This window comes from Vibrio sp. PBL-C16 (assembly GCF_034321865.1).
Taxonomy (GTDB): domain Bacteria; phylum Pseudomonadota; class Gammaproteobacteria; order Enterobacterales; family Vibrionaceae; genus Vibrio; species Vibrio alginolyticus.
Window position 1 is genome coordinate 2274260 of sequence record NZ_JAXLNY010000002.1, and the last position, 23960, is coordinate 2298219.

The 23960-nt window shown below is 45.5% G+C and carries 21 protein-coding genes; 5 read left to right on the plus strand and 16 right to left on the minus strand.

Annotated elements, in window-relative coordinates:
* Window positions 1-58: 58 nt before the first annotated feature.
* On the minus strand, window positions 59-2071 hold the full coding sequence (gene ligA, locus UQW94_RS18625; RefSeq protein ID WP_017819968.1) for an NAD-dependent DNA ligase LigA: 2013 nt from the start codon (window positions 2069-2071) through the stop codon (window positions 59-61).
* 90 nt (window positions 2072-2161) lie between these two features.
* Entirely contained in the window at window positions 2162-3118 is a 957-nt protein-coding gene (zipA, locus tag UQW94_RS18630; RefSeq protein WP_137281777.1) for a cell division protein ZipA, read from the minus strand.
* Window positions 3119-3369: 251 nt separating this feature from the next.
* On the opposite strand from zipA, the gene cysZ reads away from it, so the two are divergent.
* From cysZ to crr, 5 genes are all read left to right on the plus strand, one after another.
* A complete protein-coding gene (cysZ, locus tag UQW94_RS18635; protein ID WP_322142478.1) occupies window positions 3370-4113 on the plus strand; it encodes a sulfate transporter CysZ in 744 nt (247 codons plus the stop codon).
* Between the two features lie 164 nt (window positions 4114-4277).
* Window positions 4278-5246: a cysteine synthase A gene (gene cysK, locus UQW94_RS18640; protein WP_322142479.1), complete on the plus strand. Its 969-nt coding sequence runs from the start codon at window positions 4278-4280 to the stop codon at window positions 5244-5246.
* 300 nt (window positions 5247-5546) lie between these two features.
* Window positions 5547-5804 (plus strand): HPr family phosphocarrier protein, encoded by a 258-nt coding sequence (locus tag UQW94_RS18645; RefSeq protein ID WP_005382043.1) that lies wholly within the window; start codon window positions 5547-5549, stop codon window positions 5802-5804.
* 140 nt (window positions 5805-5944) lie between these two features.
* Window positions 5945-7669, plus strand: coding sequence for a phosphoenolpyruvate-protein phosphotransferase PtsI (gene ptsI, locus UQW94_RS18650; RefSeq protein ID WP_005389298.1), 1725 nt, complete (start codon window positions 5945-5947; stop codon window positions 7667-7669).
* Between the two features lie 121 nt (window positions 7670-7790).
* Entirely contained in the window at window positions 7791-8300 is a 510-nt protein-coding gene (gene crr / locus UQW94_RS18655; RefSeq protein WP_005382041.1) for a PTS glucose transporter subunit IIA, read from the plus strand.
* A 94-nt stretch (window positions 8301-8394) separates the two neighbouring features.
* Here the strand turns inward: crr and UQW94_RS18660 are convergent, their stop codons facing one another.
* From UQW94_RS18660 to flgB, 14 genes are all read right to left on the minus strand, one after another.
* Window positions 8395-9519, minus strand: coding sequence for a flagellin (locus UQW94_RS18660; protein WP_137281775.1), 1125 nt, complete (start codon window positions 9517-9519; stop codon window positions 8395-8397).
* 116 nt (window positions 9520-9635) lie between these two features.
* The gene (locus UQW94_RS18665) at window positions 9636-10769 is read right to left on the minus strand and encodes a flagellin (protein WP_005382039.1); all 1134 of its coding nucleotides are present in this window, start codon (window positions 10767-10769) and stop codon (window positions 9636-9638) included.
* A 506-nt stretch (window positions 10770-11275) separates the two neighbouring features.
* Window positions 11276-12430 (minus strand): flagellin, encoded by a 1155-nt coding sequence (locus tag UQW94_RS18670; RefSeq protein ID WP_005382038.1) that lies wholly within the window; start codon window positions 12428-12430, stop codon window positions 11276-11278.
* Between the two features lie 427 nt (window positions 12431-12857).
* Window positions 12858-14051 carry a flagellar hook-associated protein FlgL gene (gene flgL / locus UQW94_RS18675; RefSeq protein WP_322142480.1) on the minus strand — a complete coding sequence of 398 codons (1194 nt, stop codon included), beginning with the start codon at window positions 14049-14051 and terminating at the stop codon, window positions 12858-12860.
* A gap of 13 nt (window positions 14052-14064) precedes the next feature.
* Window positions 14065-16005: a flagellar hook-associated protein FlgK gene (gene flgK, locus UQW94_RS18680; protein ID WP_258515574.1), complete on the minus strand. Its 1941-nt coding sequence runs from the start codon at window positions 16003-16005 to the stop codon at window positions 14065-14067.
* A gap of 160 nt (window positions 16006-16165) precedes the next feature.
* Window positions 16166-17092, minus strand: a complete 927-nt coding sequence (flgJ, locus tag UQW94_RS18685) for a flagellar assembly peptidoglycan hydrolase FlgJ (RefSeq protein WP_031779079.1) — start codon at window positions 17090-17092, stop codon at window positions 16166-16168.
* Between the two features lie 16 nt (window positions 17093-17108).
* Window positions 17109-18200, minus strand: a complete 1092-nt coding sequence (locus tag UQW94_RS18690) for a flagellar basal body P-ring protein FlgI (RefSeq protein ID WP_005393118.1) — start codon at window positions 18198-18200, stop codon at window positions 17109-17111.
* Between the two features lie 43 nt (window positions 18201-18243).
* Window positions 18244-19023 carry a flagellar basal body L-ring protein FlgH gene (gene flgH / locus UQW94_RS18695; RefSeq protein ID WP_005382033.1) on the minus strand — a complete coding sequence of 260 codons (780 nt, stop codon included), beginning with the start codon at window positions 19021-19023 and terminating at the stop codon, window positions 18244-18246.
* A 30-nt stretch (window positions 19024-19053) separates the two neighbouring features.
* Complete coding sequence (flgG, locus tag UQW94_RS18700) at window positions 19054-19842, minus strand: flagellar basal-body rod protein FlgG (protein WP_005382032.1); 789 nt, start codon at window positions 19840-19842, stop codon at window positions 19054-19056.
* A gap of 18 nt (window positions 19843-19860) precedes the next feature.
* Window positions 19861-20610 carry a flagellar basal-body rod protein FlgF gene (flgF, locus tag UQW94_RS18705; protein ID WP_005382031.1) on the minus strand — a complete coding sequence of 250 codons (750 nt, stop codon included), beginning with the start codon at window positions 20608-20610 and terminating at the stop codon, window positions 19861-19863.
* Window positions 20611-20941: 331 nt separating this feature from the next.
* Window positions 20942-22255, minus strand: a complete 1314-nt coding sequence (flgE, locus tag UQW94_RS18710) for a flagellar hook protein FlgE (RefSeq protein ID WP_005382030.1) — start codon at window positions 22253-22255, stop codon at window positions 20942-20944.
* A gap of 30 nt (window positions 22256-22285) precedes the next feature.
* Window positions 22286-22996: a flagellar hook assembly protein FlgD gene (gene flgD / locus UQW94_RS18715; RefSeq protein WP_005382029.1), complete on the minus strand. Its 711-nt coding sequence runs from the start codon at window positions 22994-22996 to the stop codon at window positions 22286-22288.
* Between the two features lie 17 nt (window positions 22997-23013).
* On the minus strand, window positions 23014-23427 hold the full coding sequence (gene flgC, locus UQW94_RS18720) for a flagellar basal body rod protein FlgC (protein ID WP_005393132.1): 414 nt from the start codon (window positions 23425-23427) through the stop codon (window positions 23014-23016).
* A 5-nt stretch (window positions 23428-23432) separates the two neighbouring features.
* The gene (gene flgB, locus UQW94_RS18725) at window positions 23433-23828 is read right to left on the minus strand and encodes a flagellar basal body rod protein FlgB (RefSeq protein ID WP_005382026.1); all 396 of its coding nucleotides are present in this window, start codon (window positions 23826-23828) and stop codon (window positions 23433-23435) included.
* Window positions 23829-23960 lie beyond the last annotated feature (132 nt).

Genomic DNA, 23960 nt, shown 5'->3' on the forward strand with positions numbered 1-23960 from the left:
AGCCCCGCATGCTTAGCATACGGGGCTTTTAGTTATTTTTTAGCTTTTTTGAGAAGACTTAATTCATCAGTTCGAGTAAGTCTTGTTCTGTTTTAATTTCGATACCCAGTTCTTGTGCCTTTGCGAGCTTCGAACCTGCATTTTCACCAGCAAACAAAATATCGGTTTTCTTAGAAACACTACCCGTCACTTTAGCCCCCAGTGCTTGGAGGGCTTCTTTGGCTTCTGTACGCCCCAGTTGAGAAAGTGTTCCCGTTAATACTACTGTTTTACCTTCTAATGGTAATTCCCCCACCTGCTCAGTAGTATTAATCTCTGGCCAATGAATTCCTTGTTCAAGCAAATCTTTAACCACCGCTTGGTTCTGTTCTTCACTAAAGAAAGTCGTAATATGTTGAGCAACCACAGCACCGATGTCTTGCACTTCAATCAACTGCTCTTCGGTAGCATTTTGGATCGCTCCCAACGTTTTAAAGTGCATTGCTAAGTTTGCTGCGGTTGCCTCGCCAACTTCACGGATCCCCAGTGAATACAAAAACCGAGGTAAAGTTGTTTCTTTGGATTTTTCTAACGCATTCACAATATTCTGCGCAGACTTTGGCCCCATGCGATCTAGTACGGTTAAAATCCCCGCTGATAACTTAAATAAGTCAGCAGGAGTTTTCACCATCTCACGATCAACAAGCTGCTCGATCACTTTATCGCCTAAACCGTCAACGTCTAACGCTTTACGAGAAACAAAGTGTTTTAGCGCTTGTTTGCGTTGGGCTTGGCAAACTAAGCCCCCCATACAACGTGTTACCGCTTCTCCTTCGATCCGCTCAACATGCGAACCACAAACAGGACACTGAGTTGGGAAAACAATATCTCGAGCTGTTTCTGGTCGACGCTCTTTGATGACAGATACGACTTGCGGAATAACATCGCCAGCACGGCGGATCACAACGTGATCACCAATCTTGACCTGCAGACGTTCTATCTCATCTGCGTTATGAAGCGTCGCATTACTTACCGTTACCCCGCCAACAAATACAGGCTCTAGTTTAGCAACAGGTGTAATCGCACCAGTGCGACCGACTTGGAACTCCACTTCATTCAGTGTCGTCATTTCTTCCTGTGCTGGGAATTTGTAGGCAATCGCCCAACGTGGAGCGCGAGCAACAAACCCCAGACGCTCTTGCACGGCAATATCGTCAATTTTAATAACGACACCATCGATCTCATAAGGGAGGGCATCACGACGCTGCAATATATCTTGGTAGTAAGCTTTTACATCCGCCAAGCTTTCAACTCGCTTAGTTTCCGGGCACATTGGCAGTCCCCAAGATTTGATTTGCAAAAAGCGTTCGTAATGACTTGCTGCCAATTCTGCGCCTTGCACCACGCCTACACTGTATGCATAGAAGCTAAGCGGACGAGAAGCCGTAATACGTGAATCCAATTGTCGTAAGCTACCTGCCGCAGCGTTACGTGGATTAACAAAGATTTTCTCGCCTTTCTTCCTTGCTAATTCATTGAGCTTTTCAAACCCAGCTTTCGGCATAAAGACTTCACCACGAACTTCAAGACGATTTGGCCAGTCATTACCCCTGAGTTTTAAAGGAATGGCTTTAATCGTACGCACATTCTCTGTGATGTTTTCACCCGTAGTACCATCGCCTCGAGTGGCCGCCTGAACTAACACGCCATTCTCATATAACAAACTTACGGCGAGTCCATCCAATTTAGGCTCACAACAGTATTCTTTCACACTCTGGCTGCCCACGCGCTCTTGTGCGCGCTTGTGGAAACTATCAAGTTCACTATCATCAAACGCGTTATCAAGCGAAAGCATCGGTACTTCATGTGTCACTTGGCTAAACGCAGAAAGAGGTTGTCCACCGACACGTTGGCTTGGCGAGTCTACGGTTATTAAGTCAGGGTTCTCAGCTTCAATATCCAGTAACTCTCGCATTAAACGGTCGTACTCGGCATCAGGGATCTCTGGGTTATCTTCCACGTAGTAACGCACAGCGTGGTAATGCAACGACTCTTTTAGTTCTTCTAGTCGCTGAAGTACTGATTCAGACATAGTAAAGCCCCGTGTATTTTCAATCGGTGAGGTTGGGAAATCCAAGAAAAAGGGCTCCATCCGGAGCCCTATTATTATTTGCTGTTAAGATTATGCGTTAGCGGCATTAAACTCAACTATTTGACGTCGATAAGATGCTAAACGATCTGGCGTCATTAAGTTGCGCTGGTCATCAAGTACGTTACCACCTAAATCATCAGCAATTTGCTGCGCAGTTCGGAGCATTAAGTTGAAGTTCTGTTCAGCCTCGCCATAACAAGGCAATGTCATGAAGAATGAAATACCCTTCGTTGTAAACTCAGCAGGATCAGCATGTTCAAACGTACCAGGGTGCATCATATTAGCGACGCTAAACAGCACTTTGCCGTTACCGGACAAGTCGACATGACGGTGGAAAATATCCATCTCGCCATAAATTAGACCGTTTTGTTGCATACTTTCAAATAAAGCAGTACCAACAAATGGCTCTTCACCAGCACAGTGCACATTCAATACAATCACTTGCATTTCAGGTTCTAGCTTTGGCTCTTCCTTAGGCTCTGCAACGACAGGCTCACTAACCGTTTCGACTTGCTGTTCTTTCTCCGTAATATCAAACGCGGCGGGAATAGCGTCTTCTTCCACAGCGGGCTGGAATGGCTCTTCAGCTACTGTTGCTTGAACAACAGGCTCAACGTCCTCTTCTTTATCTTTTTCTGCAACAAATGAAGGGATGTCATCCGGCTCCTGCTGCGTCTGTTTGACTTCAGATGGGCCACCGAATAACGGGTCAGATTCAAACTTGTTGTCGAAAGAATTCGCCATCCCAAAATCTGGTTCTTTGCGATCTTTGCGAATGATCTCAAAGTCATCTTCAGGAGCGGGAGCGAAGTCTCGTTCTTTCTCAACAAGATCATTTTTGTCTTCTTGGTCAACATCCAGCTTACCAAGTGGCTTGTTACCAAACTTTGCTTTGCCTTCTTTTTTACTGCTCCATAAACCATGAAACAGTAATGCCGCGATGGCTAATGCGCCAACAACAATGAGTACGAATCGCAATTCCTGCATTATTTACTCTCAATATACTTGTTTTTACTACTCGCAGTTCCTTGAGCAGCAACCCAAGTGCAATAAATCTGAATGATACGTTTACTTTACCAAAACTATATGTAGATTTAGAACAACTTAATGCAAGAAGTTCCGTTTTTTGTTGTGATTCTTGCCACGATTCCACTTAACAAGACGTCATTTGTCAGGGCATTGAAAGAAAAGTCCTCACAGGTACAATGAGTTTTCATTTACACGAAGCCAAAATAGACATGAAGCAAAACAATCAGCAGAGAACCGGGTTCGGTTATTTTCTATACGGGATACAATTGGCACTTGCCCCTAAAATCAGGCGCTTTGTCATCTTACCTCTACTTGCAAATATCTTGCTTGTAGGTGGTGCCATCTTCTATCTATTTTCAAACCTTAATATATGGATAGAAGGCTGGATTGGGCAGCTGCCTGAGTTTTTATCCTGGTTAACTTACATTCTTTGGCCTTTACTCGCTCTGACGATACTCGCTACCTTCTCCTATTTTTTCAGCACGCTCGCGAACTTTATCGCCGCGCCATTCAATGGCCTCTTGGCTGAAAAAGTGGAAGAGTACTTAACGGGACAAAAAGTAAATGATGATGGTTTCACTGCCGTCCTGAAAGATGTTCCTCGCGTTTTAGCTCGTGAGTGGAGAAAGCTCCTTTACATTTTACCTAAAGCAATAGGCCTATTCCTATTATTGCTCATCCCTGCCCTTGGACAAACAGTAGGCCCATTTTTATGGTTTATCTTTACCGCCTGGATGCTCGCGATTCAATATTGTGACTACCCGTTTGATAACCATAAAATCCCATTTAACGACATGCGTTACAAATTGAAACAAAAGCAAGGTAAGGCCTATGGCTTTGGGGTATTGGTGTCTGTGTTTACGACGATCCCAATTTTGAACCTCATTGTCATGCCTGTAGCAATATGTGGTGCAACCGCTATGTGGGTCGCGGAGTTTAAGCCCCAACGATAGTCGATTAGAGATTAAGGAAAGGGATCAGCGCCAGCTTTTCCCTTTTCTTTTATCAAGTTCTGGGCCAACCTAATAAGATATAACTTTTTAATCCTTTTCCCTTTTTTTCATACCGCATATTCTTCTATCCATATTCACACAACGTGTAATGAAGGAACATCACTATGAGCAAAATCTACGAAGATAACTCTCTTACTATTGGTAATACACCTCTCGTTCGTCTAAACAAAGTAAGTAAAGGCAAAGTTCTCGCAAAAATTGAAGCGCGTAACCCTAGCTTCAGTGTTAAGTGCCGTATCGGTGCAAACATGATTTGGGAAGCAGAGAAAGCGGGCCTTCTTAAGCCAGGTGTAGAGCTTGTAGAACCTACCAGTGGTAACACTGGTGTTGCTCTAGCATTCGTAGCGGCTGCTCGCGGTTACAAGCTAACATTGACCATGCCTGAATCAATGAGCCTAGAACGCCGTAAGCTACTAAAAGCACTAGGCGCGAACCTTGAGCTGACTGAAGCGGCGAAAGGCATGAAAGGGGCGATTGCTAAAGCAGAAGAAATCGTAGCAAGCAACCCTGAGAAGTACCTACTTCTTCAACAATTTGACAACCCAGCGAACCCAGAAATCCACGAAAAGACTACGGGCCCTGAGATTTGGGAAGCGACAGACGGTGAAATCGACGTATTCGTTGCTGGTGTTGGTACGGGCGGTACTATTACAGGTACTAGCCGTTACATCAAAGGTGAAAAAGGCAAAGCCATCACTTCTGTTGCAGTTGAGCCAGCAGAGTCTCCGGTTATTGCACAAGCACTTGCTGGCGAAGAACTCCAGCCTGCCCCACACAAAATTCAAGGTATCGGTGCTGGTTTCATCCCTGGTAACCTCGATTTAGACATTATTGACCGTGTTGAGCAAGTTACCTCAGAAGAAGCGATTGAGATGGCTCGTCGCCTAATGGAAGAGGAAGGTATCCTAGCTGGTATCTCATCTGGTGCAGCGGTTGTTGCAGCGAACCGACTTGCGGAACTACCTGAATTTGAAGGAAAAACAATTGTAACTGTCTTGCCAAGTTCCGGTGAGCGTTACCTAAGTACAGCACTCTTTGCAGGTATCTTTACCGAAAAAGAGAACCAACAATAATATGTGTTCAAATCAATTTTTAGTTTAAAAAAGCCCCGTTTAGGGGCTTTTTTGTTGATCCCTGCCCTACCTTTGGTAATATCAGGGTGTTTTATTTCTAGCTTCAAAATAAAGAAGCAGAACACAAAAAGGTTTCAAAGTGATTACGCACGCAAACAGTTGCGTAGTTACCAAACTTTTGACTAGTATCAGAACTGACGCGCTTTGAACTCTTCCCGTGCTAGCGCACAAGATGTAAAGCAGTTAAGCTAAAATCTGGTCACAAACTAACAAAAAAATACATTTATTGGGGTATATCACATGTACGAGAAGCAAGTAGAAATCACAGCAGAAAACGGCCTTCACACTCGTCCAGCTGCACAGTTTGTTAAAGAAGCAAAAGCATTCGACGCAGACATCACTGTGACTTCTAACGGTAAAAGCGCTAGCGCTAAGAGCCTGTTCAAACTACAAACACTAGGCCTAGTGAAAGGTACTCAAGTTACTATTTCTGCTGAAGGCCCACAAGCTCAGCAAGCAGTTGACCACCTAGTTGCTCTAATGGACCAACTACACTAATCCGGTCTCCTACTCCAGAAGCCATTTTGTGAAAGCAAAATGGCTTCGTTGGAAATAGGCTCAAAACTAAGCTAAAACTATTCGTTAGCGCACCCATTATTCTCCCGTTTTATAAAGTTGACCAAACTTAAGGTAAGGCTATGATTTCAGGCATCCTAGCATCTCCTGGTATTGCAATCGGTAAAGCACTACTACTTCAAGAAGATGAAATTGTCCTAAACACAAACACTATTTCTGACGATCAAGTAGAAGCTGAAGTTCAGCGTTTCTTTGACGCTCGTAACAAATCTGCAGCTCAGCTAGAAACTATCAAGCAAAAAGCGCTTGAAACGTTTGGCGAAGAAAAAGAAGCGATCTTTGAAGGTCACATCATGCTTCTTGAAGACGAAGAGCTAGAAGAGGAAATCCTAGCACTTATCAAAAACGACAAGATGACTGCTGATCACGCTATCCACTCAGTGATCGAAGAGCAAGCATGTGCTCTTGAGTCTCTAGACGACGAATACTTAAAAGAGCGTGCAACTGACATCCGCGATATCGGTTCTCGTTTTGTTAAGAACGCACTAGGCATCAACATTGTTTCGCTTAGCGATATCAACGAAGAAGTAATTCTTGTTGCTTACGACCTAACGCCATCTGAAACTGCACAAATTAACCTAGACTACGTGCTTGGTTTTGCTTGTGACATCGGCGGTCGTACATCTCACACTTCAATCATGGCTCGCTCACTTGAGCTTCCAGCTATCGTTGGTACTAACGACATCACGAAGAAAGTTAAGAATGGCGACATGCTGATTCTTGACGCAATGAACAACAAGATTGTTGTCAACCCATCAGAAGCTGAGCTAGAAGAAGCGAAAGCGGTTAAAGCAGCATTCCTAGCTGAAAAAGAAGAGCTAGCGAAACTGAAAGACCTACACGCAGAAACGACTGACGGTCACCGTGTAGAAGTTTGCGGTAACATCGGTACAGTGAAAGATTGTGACGGTATCCTTCGTAACGGCGGTGAAGGTGTTGGTCTGTACCGTACTGAATTCCTATTTATGGACCGTACTGCGCTACCAACTGAAGAAGAACAGTACCAAGCGTACAAAGAAGTTGCGGAAGCAATGAACGGTCAAGCTGTGATCATCCGTACTATGGATATCGGCGGCGATAAAGATCTCCCATACATGGATCTTCCAAAAGAGATGAACCCATTCCTAGGCTGGCGCGCTGTACGTATCAGTCTAGATCGTCGTGAAATCCTTCGTGATCAGCTACGTGGCATTCTACGTGCTTCTGCACACGGCAAACTGCGTATCATGTTCCCAATGATCATCTCTGTCGAAGAAATCCGTGAGCTTAAGAAAGCGATCGAAGAGTACAAAGAAGAGCTACGCGCTGAAGGCCACGCGTTCGACGAAAACATCGAAATCGGTGTTATGGTTGAAACTCCTGCTGCTGCTGCGATCGCACACCACTTAGCGAAGGAAGTGTCTTTCTTCTCTATCGGTACAAACGACCTAACTCAGTACACGCTAGCGGTTGACCGTGGTAACGAGATGATTTCTCACCTATACAACCCACTATCACCAGCTGTACTTACAGTGATCAAGCAAGTTATCGACGCTTCTCACGCAGAAGGTAAATGGACTGGTATGTGTGGTGAACTTGCAGGTGACGAGCGTGCAACACTTCTACTTCTAGGTATGGGTCTGGACGAGTTCTCAATGAGCGGCATTTCAATCCCTAAAGTGAAGAAAGTAGTTCGTAACTCTAACTTCGCAGAAGTGAAAGCAATGGCTGAAGAAGCCCTTTCTCTACCGACAGCAGAAGAAATCGAAGCCGTGGTAGAAAAGTTTATTGCTGAGAAAGCTCAGTAATCGGTAGTACCAAGTAATTCAATACTTAATGGCCATTAGACGGCGAAAAAAGTCGTCTAATGAGCTATATTGGTATACTATAATTCGACAGAATAAAACCAAACCTTAGGAGCATGACACAATGGGTCTGTTTGACAAACTTAAGAAGCTTGTATCTGATGACAGCGCTGACGCTGGTGCTATCGAAATCATCGCGCCACTTTCTGGTGAGATTGTAAACATCGAAGACGTGCCAGATGTTGTTTTCGCTGAGAAAATCGTTGGTGACGGTATTGCTATCAAGCCAGCAGGCAACAAAATGGTAGCTCCTGTAAACGGTACTATCGGTAAGATCTTCGAAACTAATCACGCGTTCTCTATCGAGTCTGACGACGGTGTTGAGCTTTTCGTTCACTTCGGTATCGACACAGTTGAACTAAAAGGCGAAGGCTTCACGCGTATCGCTGAAGAAGGTCAAACTGTTAAAGCTGGCGACACTGTAATTGAATTCGATCTAGCTCTTCTAGAAGAGAAAGCGAAGTCAACGCTAACTCCAGTTGTTATCTCTAACATGGACGAAATCAAAGAGCTAAACAAGCTTTCTGGTTCTGTAACTGTTGGTGAAACTCCAGTTCTACGTGTAACTAAGTAATTTTTACTTAATCGAACACGAAAAAAACGCTGCCAATGGCAGCGTTTTTTATTATCTGACTTTTTTCTGAGCGATGTGCATCGCTGAAACACGTTCAACTGAGCAAGCCTAGTGCTGAGCTCGGCCTTTGCTTCGCTTGAGCGAGTAATGCAGTTGTCGCATCTTGGAGCACTTGAGAACGCACCATTTCTGTAGATTCTCTTGCGAAGTCTGTATCTCTTATTCGACTCTTGGACTCTGTAACACTCCGATTCACAGTATTTAAGTTATCCATCGAGCCGTTTACACGGTTCTGAAAGCTGCCAATTTCACTTCGGTGCGAATCAACGTACTTAATTGCTGCATCAATCACTCCAACTGAAAGCTGAGCCTTACCTGCCGTCGACATATCAATGTCATCCATTGTGACTAATTGACCAGCGCTCACATCAAGCTCATCCGCTAAACTCCCTTCGAGAACCACACCCTCTGGCGCCTTCATCGTAGAAGCGAAGAATTGCAGTTCGTTGTTTTCCGTTACTGAAGCATTCACTATCGATTGTTGAGCATTGATGTAAGTGGCGACCTGTTCTATACGGTCACCCAATTTGAGTCCAATGGATTCCGTTTGGGTTTGCCCTTTACTGTCTTGGTATTCGACTTTTAGGGTTTGGTTATCTTTAGTGACTCGCCAATCTTTATCGACCGCATCACCAACATAATGCTGCCCTCCCATCTCTGGGATATGGCTACGCATGTTACGTAACGTCAAAGAGATTGAATTAGCGTTCGCGCCAATATGGAAACTTTGTGAACCGTAAGATCCATCAAACAGGTTTTTATCCGCAAATGTTGTCGTGATCGCGACACGATCAAGCTCATCTTGCAGCGCTACGACCTCATATTGAATACTTTGCCGATCACTTGAGTCATAACTGCCGTTTGCTGCTTGAAGCCCCAGAGAGCGTAAGCGTTGCAATATGTCACTGCTTTCGTGCAATGCTCCCTCCGCTGTTTGAGCAACAGAAAAAGCGTCGTGCGCATTTCTTAAGGCGACATCAAGCCCTCTCGTTTGTACATGGAGAGTATTCGATATCTGTAAACCTGCCGCATCATCGCTCGCCGAGTTGATTCGAAACCCCGAAGTTAGGTTGCGTTGTGACTCAACATTTTGCGCAGCTGCTTGACTCAGGTGTCTCTGCGCCACCATCGCAGAAACATTGGAATTTAAAGAGATCATCTAATCGATATGAATGCCTTATCGAACATAATGTCAGGACACATCTGAATCGTTATAGCCAATAAGCAAAAAGCCAGGGATGAGCCTGGCTTTGGTTTCTTGCTTTGTTTAATTGATTAACCTAGCAGACTTAGCGCTGAGTTAGGCGCTTGTTTCGCTTGCGCAAGGATTGAGCTTGACGCTTGCGATAGAATTTGTGATTTGGTCATTGCCGTCGTTTCTTTCGCGAAATCTGTATCTTTGATACGGCTCTTCGACGCATTCACGTTCTCGTTAATGTTGTCCAAGTTGCTGATTGCGTGGTTGAAACGGTTCTGGAATGCACCTAGCTCTGCGCGGTGGCTGTCTACGTATTTCAGTGCCGCATCGATGATAGCAACAGATTCTTGTGCGCCACCAACTGAGGTTACGTCGATAGTATCTACTGTTACTTTTTTGCCTTCGCCTAAGCCTAGTTCACCAGATAGACCGCCTGAAAACTCGACCTCGCCCTCAACTTTGTTGTTGCCAGCGAAGATTTGCAGTTTACCGTCTTGGTCTACTGAGGCTTTCACTAGGTCAGTTTGGCCGTTAATGTAAGTCGCAAGCTCTTCGATATCGTCACCCGCTTTTGCGCTGATGTTGATTTCTTGCTCTTGGCCGTAGCTGTCCGTTAGGTTGATTTTTAGGTCATTCTTGCCTTGGGCAACGTTCCAATCTTTACCTTTACCGCTTTCTGCTTGGTAGCTTACACCGCCCATCATTTTGTTGTCTGAGCGCATGTCTTTTAGCTCAAGCATTACCGCTTCGCCGTTATCCGCACCGATTTGGAACGATTTCGCGCCGTGGGTACCGTTTAGCAGCTTGTTACCACCGAAAGAGGTTGTTTCTGCGATGCGGTTTAGTTCGTCGTTGAGTGCGGTCACTTCTTCTTGAATCGCAACACGTTCTGCTTTCGAGTTTGAACCGTTTGCTGATTGCAGAGACAAGTCACGCATACGTTGAAGAATATTAGTGGTCTCATTCATTGCACCTTCAGCAGTTTGTGCAATCGAGATACCGTCGTTCGCGTTGCGAACCGCTACATCCAAACCACGGCTTTGTACGTTCAAACGGTTCGAGATTTGCAGACCCGCAGCGTCATCTTTTGCGCTGTTGATTTTAAAACCCGAAGACAAACGCTCCATAGAAGTTTGTTGAGCTGAGTTTGCGTTGTTTAGGTAACGCTGAGCGGTCATCGCTGATACGTTAGTGTTTACATTCACTGCCATGGTGATTTCTCCAATTGATTTTCCGGTGTAGCGGTTTCCGACGTCTCGGAAAACCAAGTAGTTCTCTCAAAGTTACCTCTATTAACGACACCAAATTCAGAAGCTTTAGAAAAAAGTTTAAAAAAATAACATTGCGAGATTTAGCTAATAAAATTGAAGAAAAGTAAGAAAAAGTGCTCAAGTTTCCACAAATCGAGCCGAGAGGGCTAAATTGTATAGAAAACCAGCAAAAGGAAACAATTAAAGGTAAGTTCGCAGACGATAGACGTGAAAATTAGAAAAGAAAAAGCCCCTTTTCCTTTGAGAGAACTGGGGCTAGGTTGGTCGCCAGAGCCTATGTGGAGATCAAGAGAAATGAACACATTTCCGGCATACCGAGTGCAACTTTACATTGAAAATGATTGGCAGGTGAGAGATGAGAGAGCCGCTCATTCTATTGTAAAGTTGCTTGCCAAAAGCCTGCATTCCCATCCACGTCTGAATGTATTGAGTACAGGCTAAGTAAACTACTGCAATAGTGACATTGCAGAGTTTGGCAACTGTTTCGCTTGAGCAAGAATCGATGTACCTGCCTGTTGCAAAATTTGTGCTTTGGTCATTTGCGTGGTTTCTTTCGCAAAATCTGTATCTTTAATTCGGCTGTTCGATGCGTCAACGTTTTCTTGGATATTCGCCAAGTTGTTGATGCTGTGACTCAAACGGTTTTGCTTCGCACCTAAGTCTGCACGTTGCGAGTCTACGTATTTCAGTGCCGAATCCAGCACAGAAATCGCGTTTTGAGAACCTTGTACCGTGGTCATATCAATATCTTGTACTGACGTTCTGATAGGTTCATCACTCAGGCCAAGCTCAGATGCTAATCCACCAGAAATAGAAATCTCACCCTGAACGTTTGGATGCGCGACAAAAACTTGCAACTTGCCATCTTCACTTACAGACGCATTAATCATATCAGACTGACCATTAATGTAAGTGGCAAGCTCTTCGATGTCGTCGCCCGCTTTGGCATTAATGTTGATTTCTAGATCATCAACATTGCCGTCTTCGTCTTCACCCATACCTGGTAGCGTGATCTTCAAGTCAGATTTAGCTGGGTCAACACTCCAGTTTTTATCTTTACCGTTCTCAGATAAGAAGGTCACACCGCCCATGCGAGTATCGTCCGCACGAATGCTGGTGAGTCCCATGATCATGGCTTCACCTGAGCTCGCACCAATCTGGAATGCTGCTTCACCGAATGAGCCGTTCAATAGACGACGACCACCAAATGAAGTGGTTTCTGCAATACGGTTTAGCTCGTCAATCAATGCCATTGACTCTTCGTTGATCGCCTGACGCTCAGCTGGAGAGTTAGTACCGTTCGATGATTGAATCGCAAGGTCACGCATTCGTTGCATGACAGAGGTTGCCTCATTCATCGCACCTTCAGCGGTTTGTGCAATCGAGATACCATCGTTCGCGTTACGCATTGCGACATCTAGGCCACGAGACTGTGCAGTTAAGCGGTTAGAGATCTGTAGACCTGCCGCATCATCTTTTGCACTGTTAATCTTATGTCCTGAAGATAAGCGCTCCATCGACGTGTTTAATTCATCAGTCGCTTTGTTTAGGTAACGCTGCGCGGTCATCGCGGAGACGTTAGTACTAACTGTTACAGCCATTTTGCTCTCCTGTTGAGTTCGCAAGCTTTTGCGAAGCGGCCAGCTTTACTCTCATTTGGATAAGCACTGACCGTAAAAGTTACTTGCTAAATCTGCCTTAAACGCAGGGTTTAGAATCTCTAAATCTGTTCTGATATTTTCAATACAATTTGTGTGCCAACTTACGTAAATCATTTAACTGCTTTTAAAAGAGTCAGATAAACAATAAGTTAGCTTTATCATTAAGCTATTTCAGGTTTGTCAGACTCATCTTAGCCCAAGGGTATTGAACGCTGCCCTGTTGCCGCCCGACTTGCCTCCCGCCTCATTGCCGCTTTGGGTAAAATCGTGCCGCATGACATCTCAGACTCTCAGGTTACGCCGACTTATCGCGCTTAAGGCTTTGCACATAAGGCATCAAAATCAGACAATGTGTATGAGTGCCATACTAGATGTAGTTAAACAACGTTAAATCTTTGGTCTTACCGAATGCTTGTTGCGATGCCTGTAACGCTCGCGAGTTTTCACTGAACTCGATCACGGCTTTAGAGTAATCCAAGTCCTCAAAGTTGCTCTTCGCTTTTGCGAGAGACAAATTAAAGTCTTCATGATTTTGCTCTTGGATATCCAGCGTACTCAATCGAGCACCGGCATCTGTACGCGCTTTATTCAAATGGATAAAAGCAGCGTGGAATTCTTCTGTCATTTGGTGCAATTTGGCGGTCCCCGACGTATCCGAAACCGATTTGTCTGACCATGCCATTGCATCCTTGAAGGTATCGAAAATGCTGAACTCTGCCCGCTTTTCGATCTCAATGCTGTCACCAGGCGTAATTTGGCCTTTTACGTGCACTTTCAGGCCTTTGTATTCAATCCCTTTCTCTGGAGAAAACTCATCGGCATCCACTACTTTGCCGTTACGCTCTAATTGGTAACCAAATTTGCCGTTATTCATATCGACAAATGTCACGCGATACGCCGCATCATCCTTCGTATCAACGTTAGTGGCTCTGTTTAATAGCAACTCAGAACCGTTTTGTAGATCGTAATTCGGCTTATAATCGCCAAATGGGTTTGGTATCTCCATAAACAGCTTGCTGCCAGGATCGTTCATTGGCATCTCAAGCATGCTAGAAACTTTCATTTTACGCTGATAATCGTCCCCAGCGTATTGCACGCTACCATCTTTATCGCGATAAAATGGTTGGCTTTTTGGCTTAGTGCCAGCAAACACGTAGTTACCAGATTCATCTTGCGAGTTCACCAAGTTAAGGAAGTTGTTCGCAATCTCTTCTAGCTCACGCTTCTTTGCTTGTCGGTCTTCCGCAGAAAACGCACCGTTAATCATCTCCATCGTTAAGCGCTTCGACTCGTCGGCAAAATTCTCCGCATTGGCGATATTAACTTCGTGGTTTTCTAGACGATTACGCACCAACACTATCGAGCTAAGATATTGTTGTAGCTGTTCTTGTTGCTGACTAATGTTTTGGATGTAATGCGCAGCGAGGGGGTCGTCACTAGGTTTCAGTAACTTTTTCCCTGAAGCAAGCTGCTCTTGGTTGTGGTGAACCTTATTCTCTTGACGACGCAGATCATTTTGTACGGACTGATAGTTATGGAAACTAGAAATTCGGGTTAGCACTTATCTCTTCTCCTTACCTCAGTTGTAAAATGGTATTGAAGGTATCGTTCGCCGCTTGCATCACACGTGATGAAGCCATGTACGCTTGTTGAAACTTCATCATGTTGGCCGCTTCTTCATCGAGGTTAACACCAGAAATAGAAGCAACGCGCTCTTGCGCCGCTTCATGCTCTAAACGAGCGACGGAGGCTAAACGGTTTGCTGTAGAAGATTTCAGTCCAACTTCAGTATTGAGGTTATGATAAACATCGATCAAGGTACTGGATTTTCCATCCATCATCTTGTCTGTTTGGATCTTCTGCATTTTTCTCAAGTTGCCGTTACCACCTTCAGAAGGCACCAAGTTTGCGGTGAATTTATCATTCATCAGAGCGCCTTCGCTCAACTCAAACACGGTTGCATCGCCGTTTTTATACAGCGGATGGCTTTTCGGCACTGAGATTTCAATCATCGGGTTATCTTTATCTAACGGGTATGAGTATTTGTCCGATAGTAAATTACCCTTGTTATCCGTGATCTTTAACCACGGCTTATCATGCTTCTCGTCGGCTGGTTGTACGGTAACCTCAAACTCTTTAACATCCCCCGCCTCACGAATTTTAAACTTGGCGTTACCTTGTGCAAAAGTGGTTGAGGCTTCATAACTTTGTGCGGCAATAGCTTTTGCGTCATTGGTTTCCATCTTTATGATGGCTGCACCACTTCTCGTTGGGCGTAGCAATACGCGCTCACCGGCGGCAAGGCCTTCACCAATTTGCACTTTCATACCATCCAGAACAAACGACGAATCCGAACGGTCGATGTTCAACGACATTTGCTCACCTTTCGGTGTTGTCACGCTGTATTGGTCGCCATCATAACGCAGCGAATATTCACCACCTTTGATCGCGGAAATATCCTCGATGTAAACCGCAACATTAGCTTGAGAGTCAGGCGCAGCAAAAACTCGAGATTTTGCCACCAGCTCAGAGTTCACGTCAGTAAATACGTCTTTACCTATCTTACCGTTGAGATCCAGACCTTGAGATTGCAGCTGATTAATTTTGTAGGAGAAGCCCGTTGCTAAACGGCCCATTTCATCTTGCAGTTGTGGGATGTGTTTGTCGCGCATTTCAAGTAAAGCGCCGATTTTGCCATCCATATCATCAGACTTGATCGCTTTAATGCCATTCCCTTCCACCATTGCTAATCGTCTTTGATGAACATCCGGATAGCCATCGATCATTTTGAGCTGGCTTGCTTCCGTGCCAGAAACAAGAGTGTGTCCATTGCCGATATGAACATTAAACCCTTCCGCATTTTTGCGTGGGGTTACGGTAACTTTGGTGTACTCTGACAGCTCAGTAACCAGCTTTTCATGCTGATCCATCAGGTCATTATGTGGGCCGGGAGTACGCATCATCAGTCGATGAATATCGCGAATTTCCAACGCAAGTTGATTAACGCGCTCAATGCCCATATCCAATTTTTTATTGGTGACATCAGATTGCAGTCGCACGGTTTCGTGGAAATCATTTAATGTATCAGAGAAGATTTTCGCCTTTTCCAATACCACTTTTCGTGCCCCTAAATCGTTCGGGGTATCTGCCATGGTTTTTACCGCATCGAACCATTCATTCAGGTTCTCGGGAATTTTCTTCGATGCCACAGAGCTCAACATGCTAGAAAGCATATCAAGATTATCTTGGGTATCCGTTTTGTTGGCATTGTTGGTCGACGACAGGTTCAGTTCATTCACGGCAAACTGATCCCACGAGCGGCGAACATTTTCCACATGCACACCCATGCCGTAGGTAGAACCACCGAACATGCGCGGATCATTCGTGCCTTGGATAACAGACTGACGGCTATAACCCTCTGTATTAACATTAGAAATGTTATGACCAGTGGTGTTTAATTGTCTCTGAGCAGTAAGCACACTTTGAGTACCTACATTCAGAAGATCTGACGCCATACATGCCCCCAAAAACGAAATATAAATCGGCAAAACCGATCACCTAGACACATTAAAAGCAAAAGATGTGCCAAGTGATAGAAAGGCGTAGATGTTCAGATAAAGTGAAGGCTTGCACTATGGCAAGCCTTCGAGAACTTCATAAATTGTCGCAGAAACATTACATACTTTCGATTTTATCCTTCACCTGCAGGACTTTATCTGCGTAATTCGGATCGGTCGCGTAACCCGCACTGTGGATACCGCGAATAAACGACTCTGAGTTCCCGCGTTGCTGCAATGCTGTCTCGTAACGTGGGTTGTCATTCAAAAATCGTACAAAGTCATTAAAGCTGTCTTCGTAACTTGAGTATGAGCGAAACGCTGCCGTCTCTTTCACTGGCGTGTTATCGTGGAACTCTAAAGTTTGAGTCGTCACTTTGTCACCCTGCCAGCTTCGATCTGCTTTGATATTAAATAAGTTGTTGCTGCTGCCACGCGCGTTCTTCACGACCTTTTGTCCCCACCCCGTTTCCAAAGCGGCTTGCGCAAGTAGCAGAGATGGCTCGACTCCTAGGGCTTTCGCAGCTTTCTCCGCGTATGGCTTCATCGAGTTAACAAAGGATTCTGGTGAATCGAATCGAGTGGGTTCATTGCTTGGTCGAGATAGTTGACCAGATTCAATCAAGCGCTGTTCAATCTCGCGCGCTTTTTTCGGGTCAACACGACGATATTCCGCAGCATTGTTTGCCGCATCACGCATAGCCGTTTCTTTTTTGTCGTTCCCTTGCCCAGCCGTTAATTGCTTAACAATCATATCGGCCAGTCCCATTGAACCAGACGAACTCAATTCACTCGCCATCTGTTCATCCAACATTTGTCGGTAGAACTTCTCGTTTTGGCTGTTCATCATGTTGGACTCAAAGCCCTCATTGGCTTCACGCATGGATTTCAACATCATGGAGGTGAAGATCGATTCGAACTGACGAGCAGCCGCATGCAATGCTTCTTGCTCGCCATCTTTTCCCTCTTTCACTGCTTTTTGACGCAGAGTGTCCAGAGAACTGATGTCATGGATAAAACCAATGTCGTTAGGATTGTTCATTATACCTACCTCCTAACCATTAAATGATGATCAACTGGCCTTCAATGGCACCAGCTTGCTTCAATGCTTGTAAAATTGCCATCAAGTCCGAAGGCGCAGCCCCGACTTGGTTCACGGCACGGACCAAATCATCCAACGTTAAGCCTGGTTCGAACTTAAACATTTTGCCTTGCTCTTCGCTGACTTCGATATCCGAGTCTGGTACGACTACGGTTTGCCCACCAGAAAAGCCGTTAGGTTGGCTAACATTCAGGTTTTCTTTGATCGCAACCGTCATGCCGCCGTGCGTTACTGCTGCTGGTTTAAGACGCACATGCTTACCAACTACGATGGTGCCCGTGCGAGAGTTAACGATGATTTTGGCTGCACCATCTGCTGGGTCGAACTCTAGGTTTTCGATTGCCGATAAGAAGGCAACACGCTGGCTGACGTCACGAGGAGCACGCACGCGCACTGATGTCGCGTCAACAGCGCTCGCCATTTGTGGGCCAAGGAAGTTGTTTACAGCATCCGCCATACGTTGAGCCGTTGTGAAGTCTGACTCAAGCAAGTTGAACGTGATGTAATCACCACGACCAAATGGGTTTGGAATTTCTCGCTCTACTGTCGCACCACTAGAGATAAGACCAACGGTTGGATTGTTACCTACGATTTTAGAACCGTCAGCGCCTTCAGCACTGAAGCCGCTCACTACTAAGTTACCTTGAGCAACCGCGTAAACTTGACCGTCGAGACCTTTGAGGAACGTTTGTAGTAGCGTACCACCACGCAAACTTTTAGCACTTCCGATGGAAGAGACAGTCACGTCCACTTGCTGACCCGGTTTAGAGAAAGGCGGCAATTCTGCCGTAACCATGACTGCGGCAACGTTTTTAATTTTTGGCTTTGTGCCCGGCGGCATCTGAATGCCGAAGTTTTGCAGCATGGCGGCGAAACTTTGCTCTGTAAACGGGTTCGCTTCACCCGTACCAGGTAAGCCTGAAACCAAACCATAACCCACGAGTTGGTTGCTTCGTACACCTGCCACTTGCGCGACGTCTTTGATACGTGCGGCTTGGGCTACGGTAGAAAACAGAGCAACGCTCATCAGTACTAAAAGGAGTTTTTTCATGCTTACTTATCTCTTGCAGTCAAATTGCCGTCAGCACGGCGTGTTATAGCGCTACATTAAAGAATCGTGCCAAGAAGCCTGGCTCTTGCATATCTTGTTGCAAACCAGTGCCAGAGTACTGAATTCTTGCGTTAGAAACACGATTTGATGCAATGGTGTTGTCGAAATTAATATCATCCGGACGAATAGTGCCACTTAAACGTATGTACTCATCACCTGTATTTAGCGTCATCCACTTCTCACCGCGGATCACGAGGTTGCCGTTTGCCAGTACTTCAATCACCTCAACAGTGATGTAACCACTGATGCTGTTGCTCTGCTTTGCAGAAGAGTCACCTGCAAATGAGTTGGAGTTGTTTAAGTCATAAGAGAAATTATATTTTCCGCCAATTTGCAGCTCTTCTCCGCCAACTTGAAGCGGGTCCATTTGCGCTTCATTGGTTTTCGATAAATCGGCATTTGCGCTTTTCGTCGCACTGGTTGTCTCATCCAGTGTTACGGTAATAATGTCGCCAATACCACGTGGTTTAGAATCGTCGTAGAGATCGGTAATGTGCTCGGCGCTAAACAACGAACCTGTTGCAGCAGCATAATGCTCAGGTTTGTTTTTCGGATGAATTGGAGCCCAAGCAGGGTCGCCAGCAACCGGATCGCTTCTACCACGTAAAGTATCTACAATACCGCTGCTCTCTTCTTTCGATTTATCGCCTTCTACTGCGTCGACCACAGTGGTTGCTTGTGTCACTTCATCCGTTTCAATCGGTTCCAACATGGCACAGCCCGACATCGTAGCAATCAAAGCGAGTAGGCAAATACGTTTCATCGTGAGCTCCTCAAATCTTGCTCTTAATCGTTACAATTGCTGGTTAACGAAGCTCATCATCTTATCGACTGACGAGATCACTTTTGAATTCATTTCGTAAACGCGCTGGGCTTCGATCATGTTGACCAACTCTTCTGTTACATTCACGTTGGACGCTTCCAGCATGGATTGACGAATTTCCCCCAAACCGTCCAAACCAGGAACACCCTCTTGTGGATCGCCACTGGCCCCCGTTGGTAAGTAAAGGTTCTGACCAATTGGCTCTAGGCCACCCGGGTTAACAAAATCTGTAATGGTTAACTGACCAACGACTTGGTTGTCTTGCTGCCCTCGGACGCGAACCGACACTTCACCATCCGTACCGACAGTAATAGAAATCGCATCTTCTGGAATCACAATTTCAGGCTCTACAGGGTAGCCAGAACCCGACGTGACTAACGTGCCTTCACCATTTAGCGTGAACTGACCGTTACGGGTATAACCGATGTTGCCGTCCGGCAATGTCACTTGAAAAAAGCCGTCGCCTTCCACCATCATGTCCAGTGCGTTGGTCGTTGTCTGTGCATTGCCGTGCGTGTGCACTTTTTGCGTCGCAACCACTTTAGAACCCGCACCTAGCATCAAGCCACTTGGCAGTTCCGTGTTCTGAGATGACTGGCCGCCAGGCTGGTTGATGTTCTGATAGAACAGATCTTCGAATACTGCACGGCTCTTTTTGTAGCCGACAGTAGAGGCGTTCGCCAAGTTGTTCGAAATCGTGGCAATGTTGGTTTGTTGGGCGTCTAGACCTGTTTTACTTACCCATAGTGCTGGATGCATAGTGAACCTCTAACTCTGTTAACTCATACGAAGCAGTGAATCTGAAGATTTATCCATTTCTTCAGCTGTGCTCATCATCTTGACTTGCATTTCAAACTGACGTTGTAAGTCAATCAATGCGGTCATTTCACCTACGGCATTCACGTTACTGCCTTCTATCGCTCCCGTCTGGAGGCTAACAGTCGCGTCTGCTTCGTAAGGTTGGTTTGGAGTTTTATGGCGAAATAAGCCATTGGTGTCTTTAAACAAGCTTTGATCATTAGGCTTAACAAGCTTAATGCGATCAACCGCTTGGAATTCTTCTGCCGGGGCACCTTGAGGAAGTACAGAGATGGTGCCATCCCGACCGATTTCAATTTTGGAGAGAGGAATAGGCAAAGTAATCGGCGCGTCGTTTTCACCCAGCACCAAATGACCACTTGCGTTGGTAAGCATGCCATTTTGATCGACTTTTAGGTTGCCGTTACGGGTCAACCCTTCTTTCCCTGTATGATCGAGTACCGATATCCAACCGCTGCCTTCAATCGTCACATCCAGATCACGCCCTGTTGTAATCACGCTACCTTGAGCAAAGTTATGCCCTGGACGCTCTGTCATGCTGAATACACGTGAAGGATGGCCTTCACCATAAGCCTGCATTGAGCGAGCCTGTGCTAAATCAGCCCGAAATCCGGTCGTGCTTACGTTAGCCAAGTTATTAGCGCGCAATTGTAGTGCCTGCATATTTTGCTTGGCGCCACTCATTGCGAGAAACAGTGCGCGATCCATAAATTACTCCAAAAAATCTCTCTGTACACGGAGTAAAAAGCAATAGTTATGCCAAAACAAAAATAGACTTATTAATCAATACTTTGAATTAAAAATCAACAATGAAAAGAGGTCAATAGAGGCAGAAAACTGTAACGAGAGGCAAGGTTTTGATCCATACGGCGGCAACAGCGGCAAATCGTAGATCAAAGCATGCTTAGCCTGAGTGAGGTGTATTCAGGCTAAGCATCAGATGAATGTCATGATGAAAATGAACAAAGCGGTAATTACTAAGAAGCAATCACACGCCATTGCTTACTCAAGCAGAGTATCGAATGACCCAGCTAGTGCTCTAGCGGATCTGTAAGATATTCTGTTGTAGTTGGTTGTGTACTTCTAGCGAACGTGAGTTTGCTTGGAAGTTACGCTGAGCAGAGATCAGGTCCACCAACTCCTGCGTCATATCAATGTTTGACTGTTCCAGCATACCGTTATTGATGGTGCCGAAAGAGCCTTTATTTGATTCACCCCAGATCTTGTCACCAGAGAACTGCGTTGAATCCCATTGAGTGCCGCCTTTCTTATCCAGACCTTGCTCGTTTGGAACACGTACGAGAGCAACACGACCCAATGTAACGTTTTCACCGTTTGAGTAAGTTCCCAATACGCTGCCGTTTTCATCGAAGTCAACTTTGGTTAGGAAGCCCGTCGTTGCACCGTCTTCGTCAAACTTAGTCAGTTCGAACGGAGCCGCAAACTGTGTTGCTGAGCCTAAGCCGAAGTTAAGCGTCTGCGCAGGATCGGCACCATTCATATCGACTGGTGTCGTGTTCGTCGCCGGATCGCCCAGAGCCACAGAAGTGATTGGCTGACCATTGTTCAAGCTCGCCAACGTACCATCGTTGTTGAACTTCATGGTATGCCCCACATGACCTGTTGGCGTTTGCGCATCACCAGCCGCAACATTTAAAGGCTTTTCACCTTCTTTATCTGTCACGGTGTAGTAAGTGTTCCATGTATTTGGCTGAGTCTGATCTTTCAAGTAATACGTCGTTAGCTTGTAAGACTGACCCATCGAGTCATAAATTGTCGAAGAGGTTGAACGGTTGTATGTATCTGGGTCTGAAAAATCAAACTGCGTTGGATCTTTCAAATCGCCGTTCGCTGGCAAGTTCACACCCACTTCAATGTTTGCTGTTTGTTTTGGCTTACCAAATTCAGCAGGAATATTGATGGGTTGTGGCTCGTATGAAGAAACCTCACCAGAGCTTGGGTCCACTTGGTAACCTAATAAGAACTCATCGTTCGCGGTCACCATGTAGTTTTCTTTATTTAAGTGAAATGCACCATTACGTGTCAGTTCATTCTGTTGTGGAGTTAGACGCTCTTTCGCTACAGCGAAAAAACCTGTCCCCGAAACACGCAAATCCATTGGGTTGTTGGTGTAAATGCTAGAGCCTTCATGGAACTGCTGTGCCACTTGGCTTGCTTGCGCACCACCACCCGGTGTGGTTTTTGCGTTAGTAAATAAAGAGTTAGAGTAGACATCAGCAAACTCAGCACGGGACTCTTTAAAGCCGTAAGTGTTGGCGTTCGCAATATTGTTACTGGTGGTGTTCAAATCCAGTTGGGCGGCGGACAAACCGCTTAAAGATACATATGACATTCCAAAATCTCCTAATCTAGCGAGCTATGACTACGCTTTGCCGACTTCCAATACTTCTGCAAGTCGAACTGGCGATTCAAAACCAGCCAGATTGAGTAATACGTTTCCGTCACCTTTGCCAAGCAATACGCTGTTTACGTTGGCGTATGTCGATACTGGGAACTCTTGCGACTCCCCTTCAACTAAGCCAGACGCTTTCACTTTGTATTTGCCAGCTGGCAGTGGATTTCCGCTTTCATCTTTACCGTCCCAAAGCACACGCGTGTCGCCGGCTGGTTTCGCCCCTACCTCAAAGGTACGAACCAGTTGGCCAGCTTCATCCTCTACACGAACAAACAGATTATCGATAGATTGTGAAAGCTTAACCATTGCCGCCATTGGTGCGTCGTCCTGCTTCACACCTGCTGCTCCTGGGACCAATACGTCACGCCCTACCAAAGAGGAAGCTTGTAACGCTTGATTTGATGTCATTGACGAATTCAAACTCTCAAACTGAGTGTTCATCTTGCCAATGCCATCAACGGTCGCAAATGAAGCCATTTGCGCAATCATCTGGTCATTACTTACCGGCTTAAAAGGGTCTTGCTGAGACAGTTGCTTCGTGAGCAATGATAAGAAGTCTTCCTGTTTTAGGTCCTGCTTACCCGTGCTCTCTTCCGCTTTCTTGTTACTCTCTTGTAGACTTTTAAGCTGGTCGATATAGGACAAGCCGCTTTGACCAACGTTGTTAATTCCGGCCATACGCTACCCCCTTATCCTTATTGACCCATCTGCAGCGTACGCAGCAGCATTTGTTTACTAGAATCAGCGACCTGTACATTAGTTTGGTATGCACGAGAAGCTGAAATCATGTTTGCCATTTCTTCCATTACATTGACGTTAGGCTTGTAAATGTAGCCTTCTTCGTTTGCAAGGGGATGGTCTGGGTTGTACTCCGCACTCAGCGGTTTATCACTTTCTACAATACCCATCACTTTCACTGGCACCGTATCACCGCCACGCATGGCGTTACTTAACTCTGCACCAAACACTGCATGACGCGCTTTGTAAGTGTCTTTCGCAGAGCTGCTGACACTGTCGGCGTTCGCCAAGTTGCTTGAGGTAGTATTCAGACGAACGGATTCAGCGCTCATTGCGGAACCTGTCACATTGAAAACGTTAAATAAGCTCATCTAAATTATTCCCCTTTGATTGCTTTGGTTAAGTTCTTGAATTTGCTGCCTAGAAAGTCGAGTGATGCTTGGTGTCTGATTTGGTTTTGCATAAACAAGTTACGCTCTAAATCCAAGTCTACCGTGTTGCCATCTCCCGTATCTGGTTGCGTAGGAAGACGATATAACTTGTCCCCAACCAACGTTGTAGTGGCAGGAATATGCCGACCATCTGTGCGACTAAGACCAATGCTTGCCCCAGATGTTGCCGCTTGCAATTCCTTCGCAAAGTCTAAACCTCTTGCTTTGTAACCAGGCGTGTTTGCTTGTGCGATATTGGTGGAAATCACCTCTGCATTGCGTTCACGTACGCCCACCGTGTGCTGGTGGATGCCTAGTGCATTGTCAAAAGATATAGCCATGTTTGCCTCTACAATTAAGAACTGACCGTGATTGATAACCAAAAAGCAATTAGCATGCCAAAACCTAAAGCATTACACCAACCTAGTGGTTATCGTGAATTGAAATAGCAATAAGTGAGCCAAAGTAACTGG

Excerpts from the sequence above, each read along its gene's own strand:
- crr (WP_005382041.1), top strand. The coding sequence starts at position 7,791 with ATGGGTCTGTTTGACAAACTTAAGAAGCTTGTATCTGATGACAGCGCT.
- UQW94_RS18645 (WP_005382043.1), top strand. The coding sequence starts at position 5,547 with ATGTACGAGAAGCAAGTAGAAATCACAGCAGAAAACGGCCTTCACACT.
- cysZ (WP_322142478.1), top strand. The coding sequence starts at position 3,370 with ATGAAGCAAAACAATCAGCAGAGAACCGGGTTCGGTTATTTTCTATAC.
- flgC (WP_005393132.1), bottom strand. The coding sequence starts at position 23,427 with ATGAGCTTATTTAACGTTTTCAATGTGACAGGTTCCGCAATGAGCGCT.
- flgF (WP_005382031.1), bottom strand. The coding sequence starts at position 20,610 with ATGGATCGCGCACTGTTTCTCGCAATGAGTGGCGCCAAGCAAAATATG.
- flgD (WP_005382029.1), bottom strand. The coding sequence starts at position 22,996 with ATGGCCGGAATTAACAACGTTGGTCAAAGCGGCTTGTCCTATATCGAC.
- cysK (WP_322142479.1), top strand. The coding sequence starts at position 4,278 with ATGAGCAAAATCTACGAAGATAACTCTCTTACTATTGGTAATACACCT.
- flgG (WP_005382032.1), bottom strand. The coding sequence starts at position 19,842 with ATGCATCCAGCACTATGGGTAAGTAAAACAGGTCTAGACGCCCAACAA.
- zipA (WP_137281777.1), bottom strand. The coding sequence starts at position 3,118 with ATGCAGGAATTGCGATTCGTACTCATTGTTGTTGGCGCATTAGCCATC.
- UQW94_RS18660 (WP_137281775.1), bottom strand. The coding sequence starts at position 9,519 with ATGATCTCTTTAAATTCCAATGTTTCTGCGATGGTGGCGCAGAGACAC.
- UQW94_RS18690 (WP_005393118.1), bottom strand. The coding sequence starts at position 18,200 with ATGAAAAAACTCCTTTTAGTACTGATGAGCGTTGCTCTGTTTTCTACC.
- flgH (WP_005382033.1), bottom strand. The coding sequence starts at position 19,023 with ATGAAACGTATTTGCCTACTCGCTTTGATTGCTACGATGTCGGGCTGT.
- UQW94_RS18670 (WP_005382038.1), bottom strand. The coding sequence starts at position 12,430 with ATGGCTGTAACAGTTAGTACTAACGTCTCCGCGATGACCGCGCAGCGT.
- flgB (WP_005382026.1), bottom strand. The coding sequence starts at position 23,828 with ATGGCTATATCTTTTGACAATGCACTAGGCATCCACCAGCACACGGTG.
- ptsI (WP_005389298.1), top strand. The coding sequence starts at position 5,945 with ATGATTTCAGGCATCCTAGCATCTCCTGGTATTGCAATCGGTAAAGCA.
- flgK (WP_258515574.1), bottom strand. The coding sequence starts at position 16,005 with ATGGCGTCAGATCTTCTGAATGTAGGTACTCAAAGTGTGCTTACTGCT.
- ligA (WP_017819968.1), bottom strand. The coding sequence starts at position 2,071 with ATGTCTGAATCAGTACTTCAGCGACTAGAAGAACTAAAAGAGTCGTTG.
- UQW94_RS18665 (WP_005382039.1), bottom strand. The coding sequence starts at position 10,769 with ATGGCAGTGAATGTAAACACTAACGTATCAGCGATGACCGCTCAGCGT.
- flgE (WP_005382030.1), bottom strand. The coding sequence starts at position 22,255 with ATGTCATATGTATCTTTAAGCGGTTTGTCCGCCGCCCAACTGGATTTG.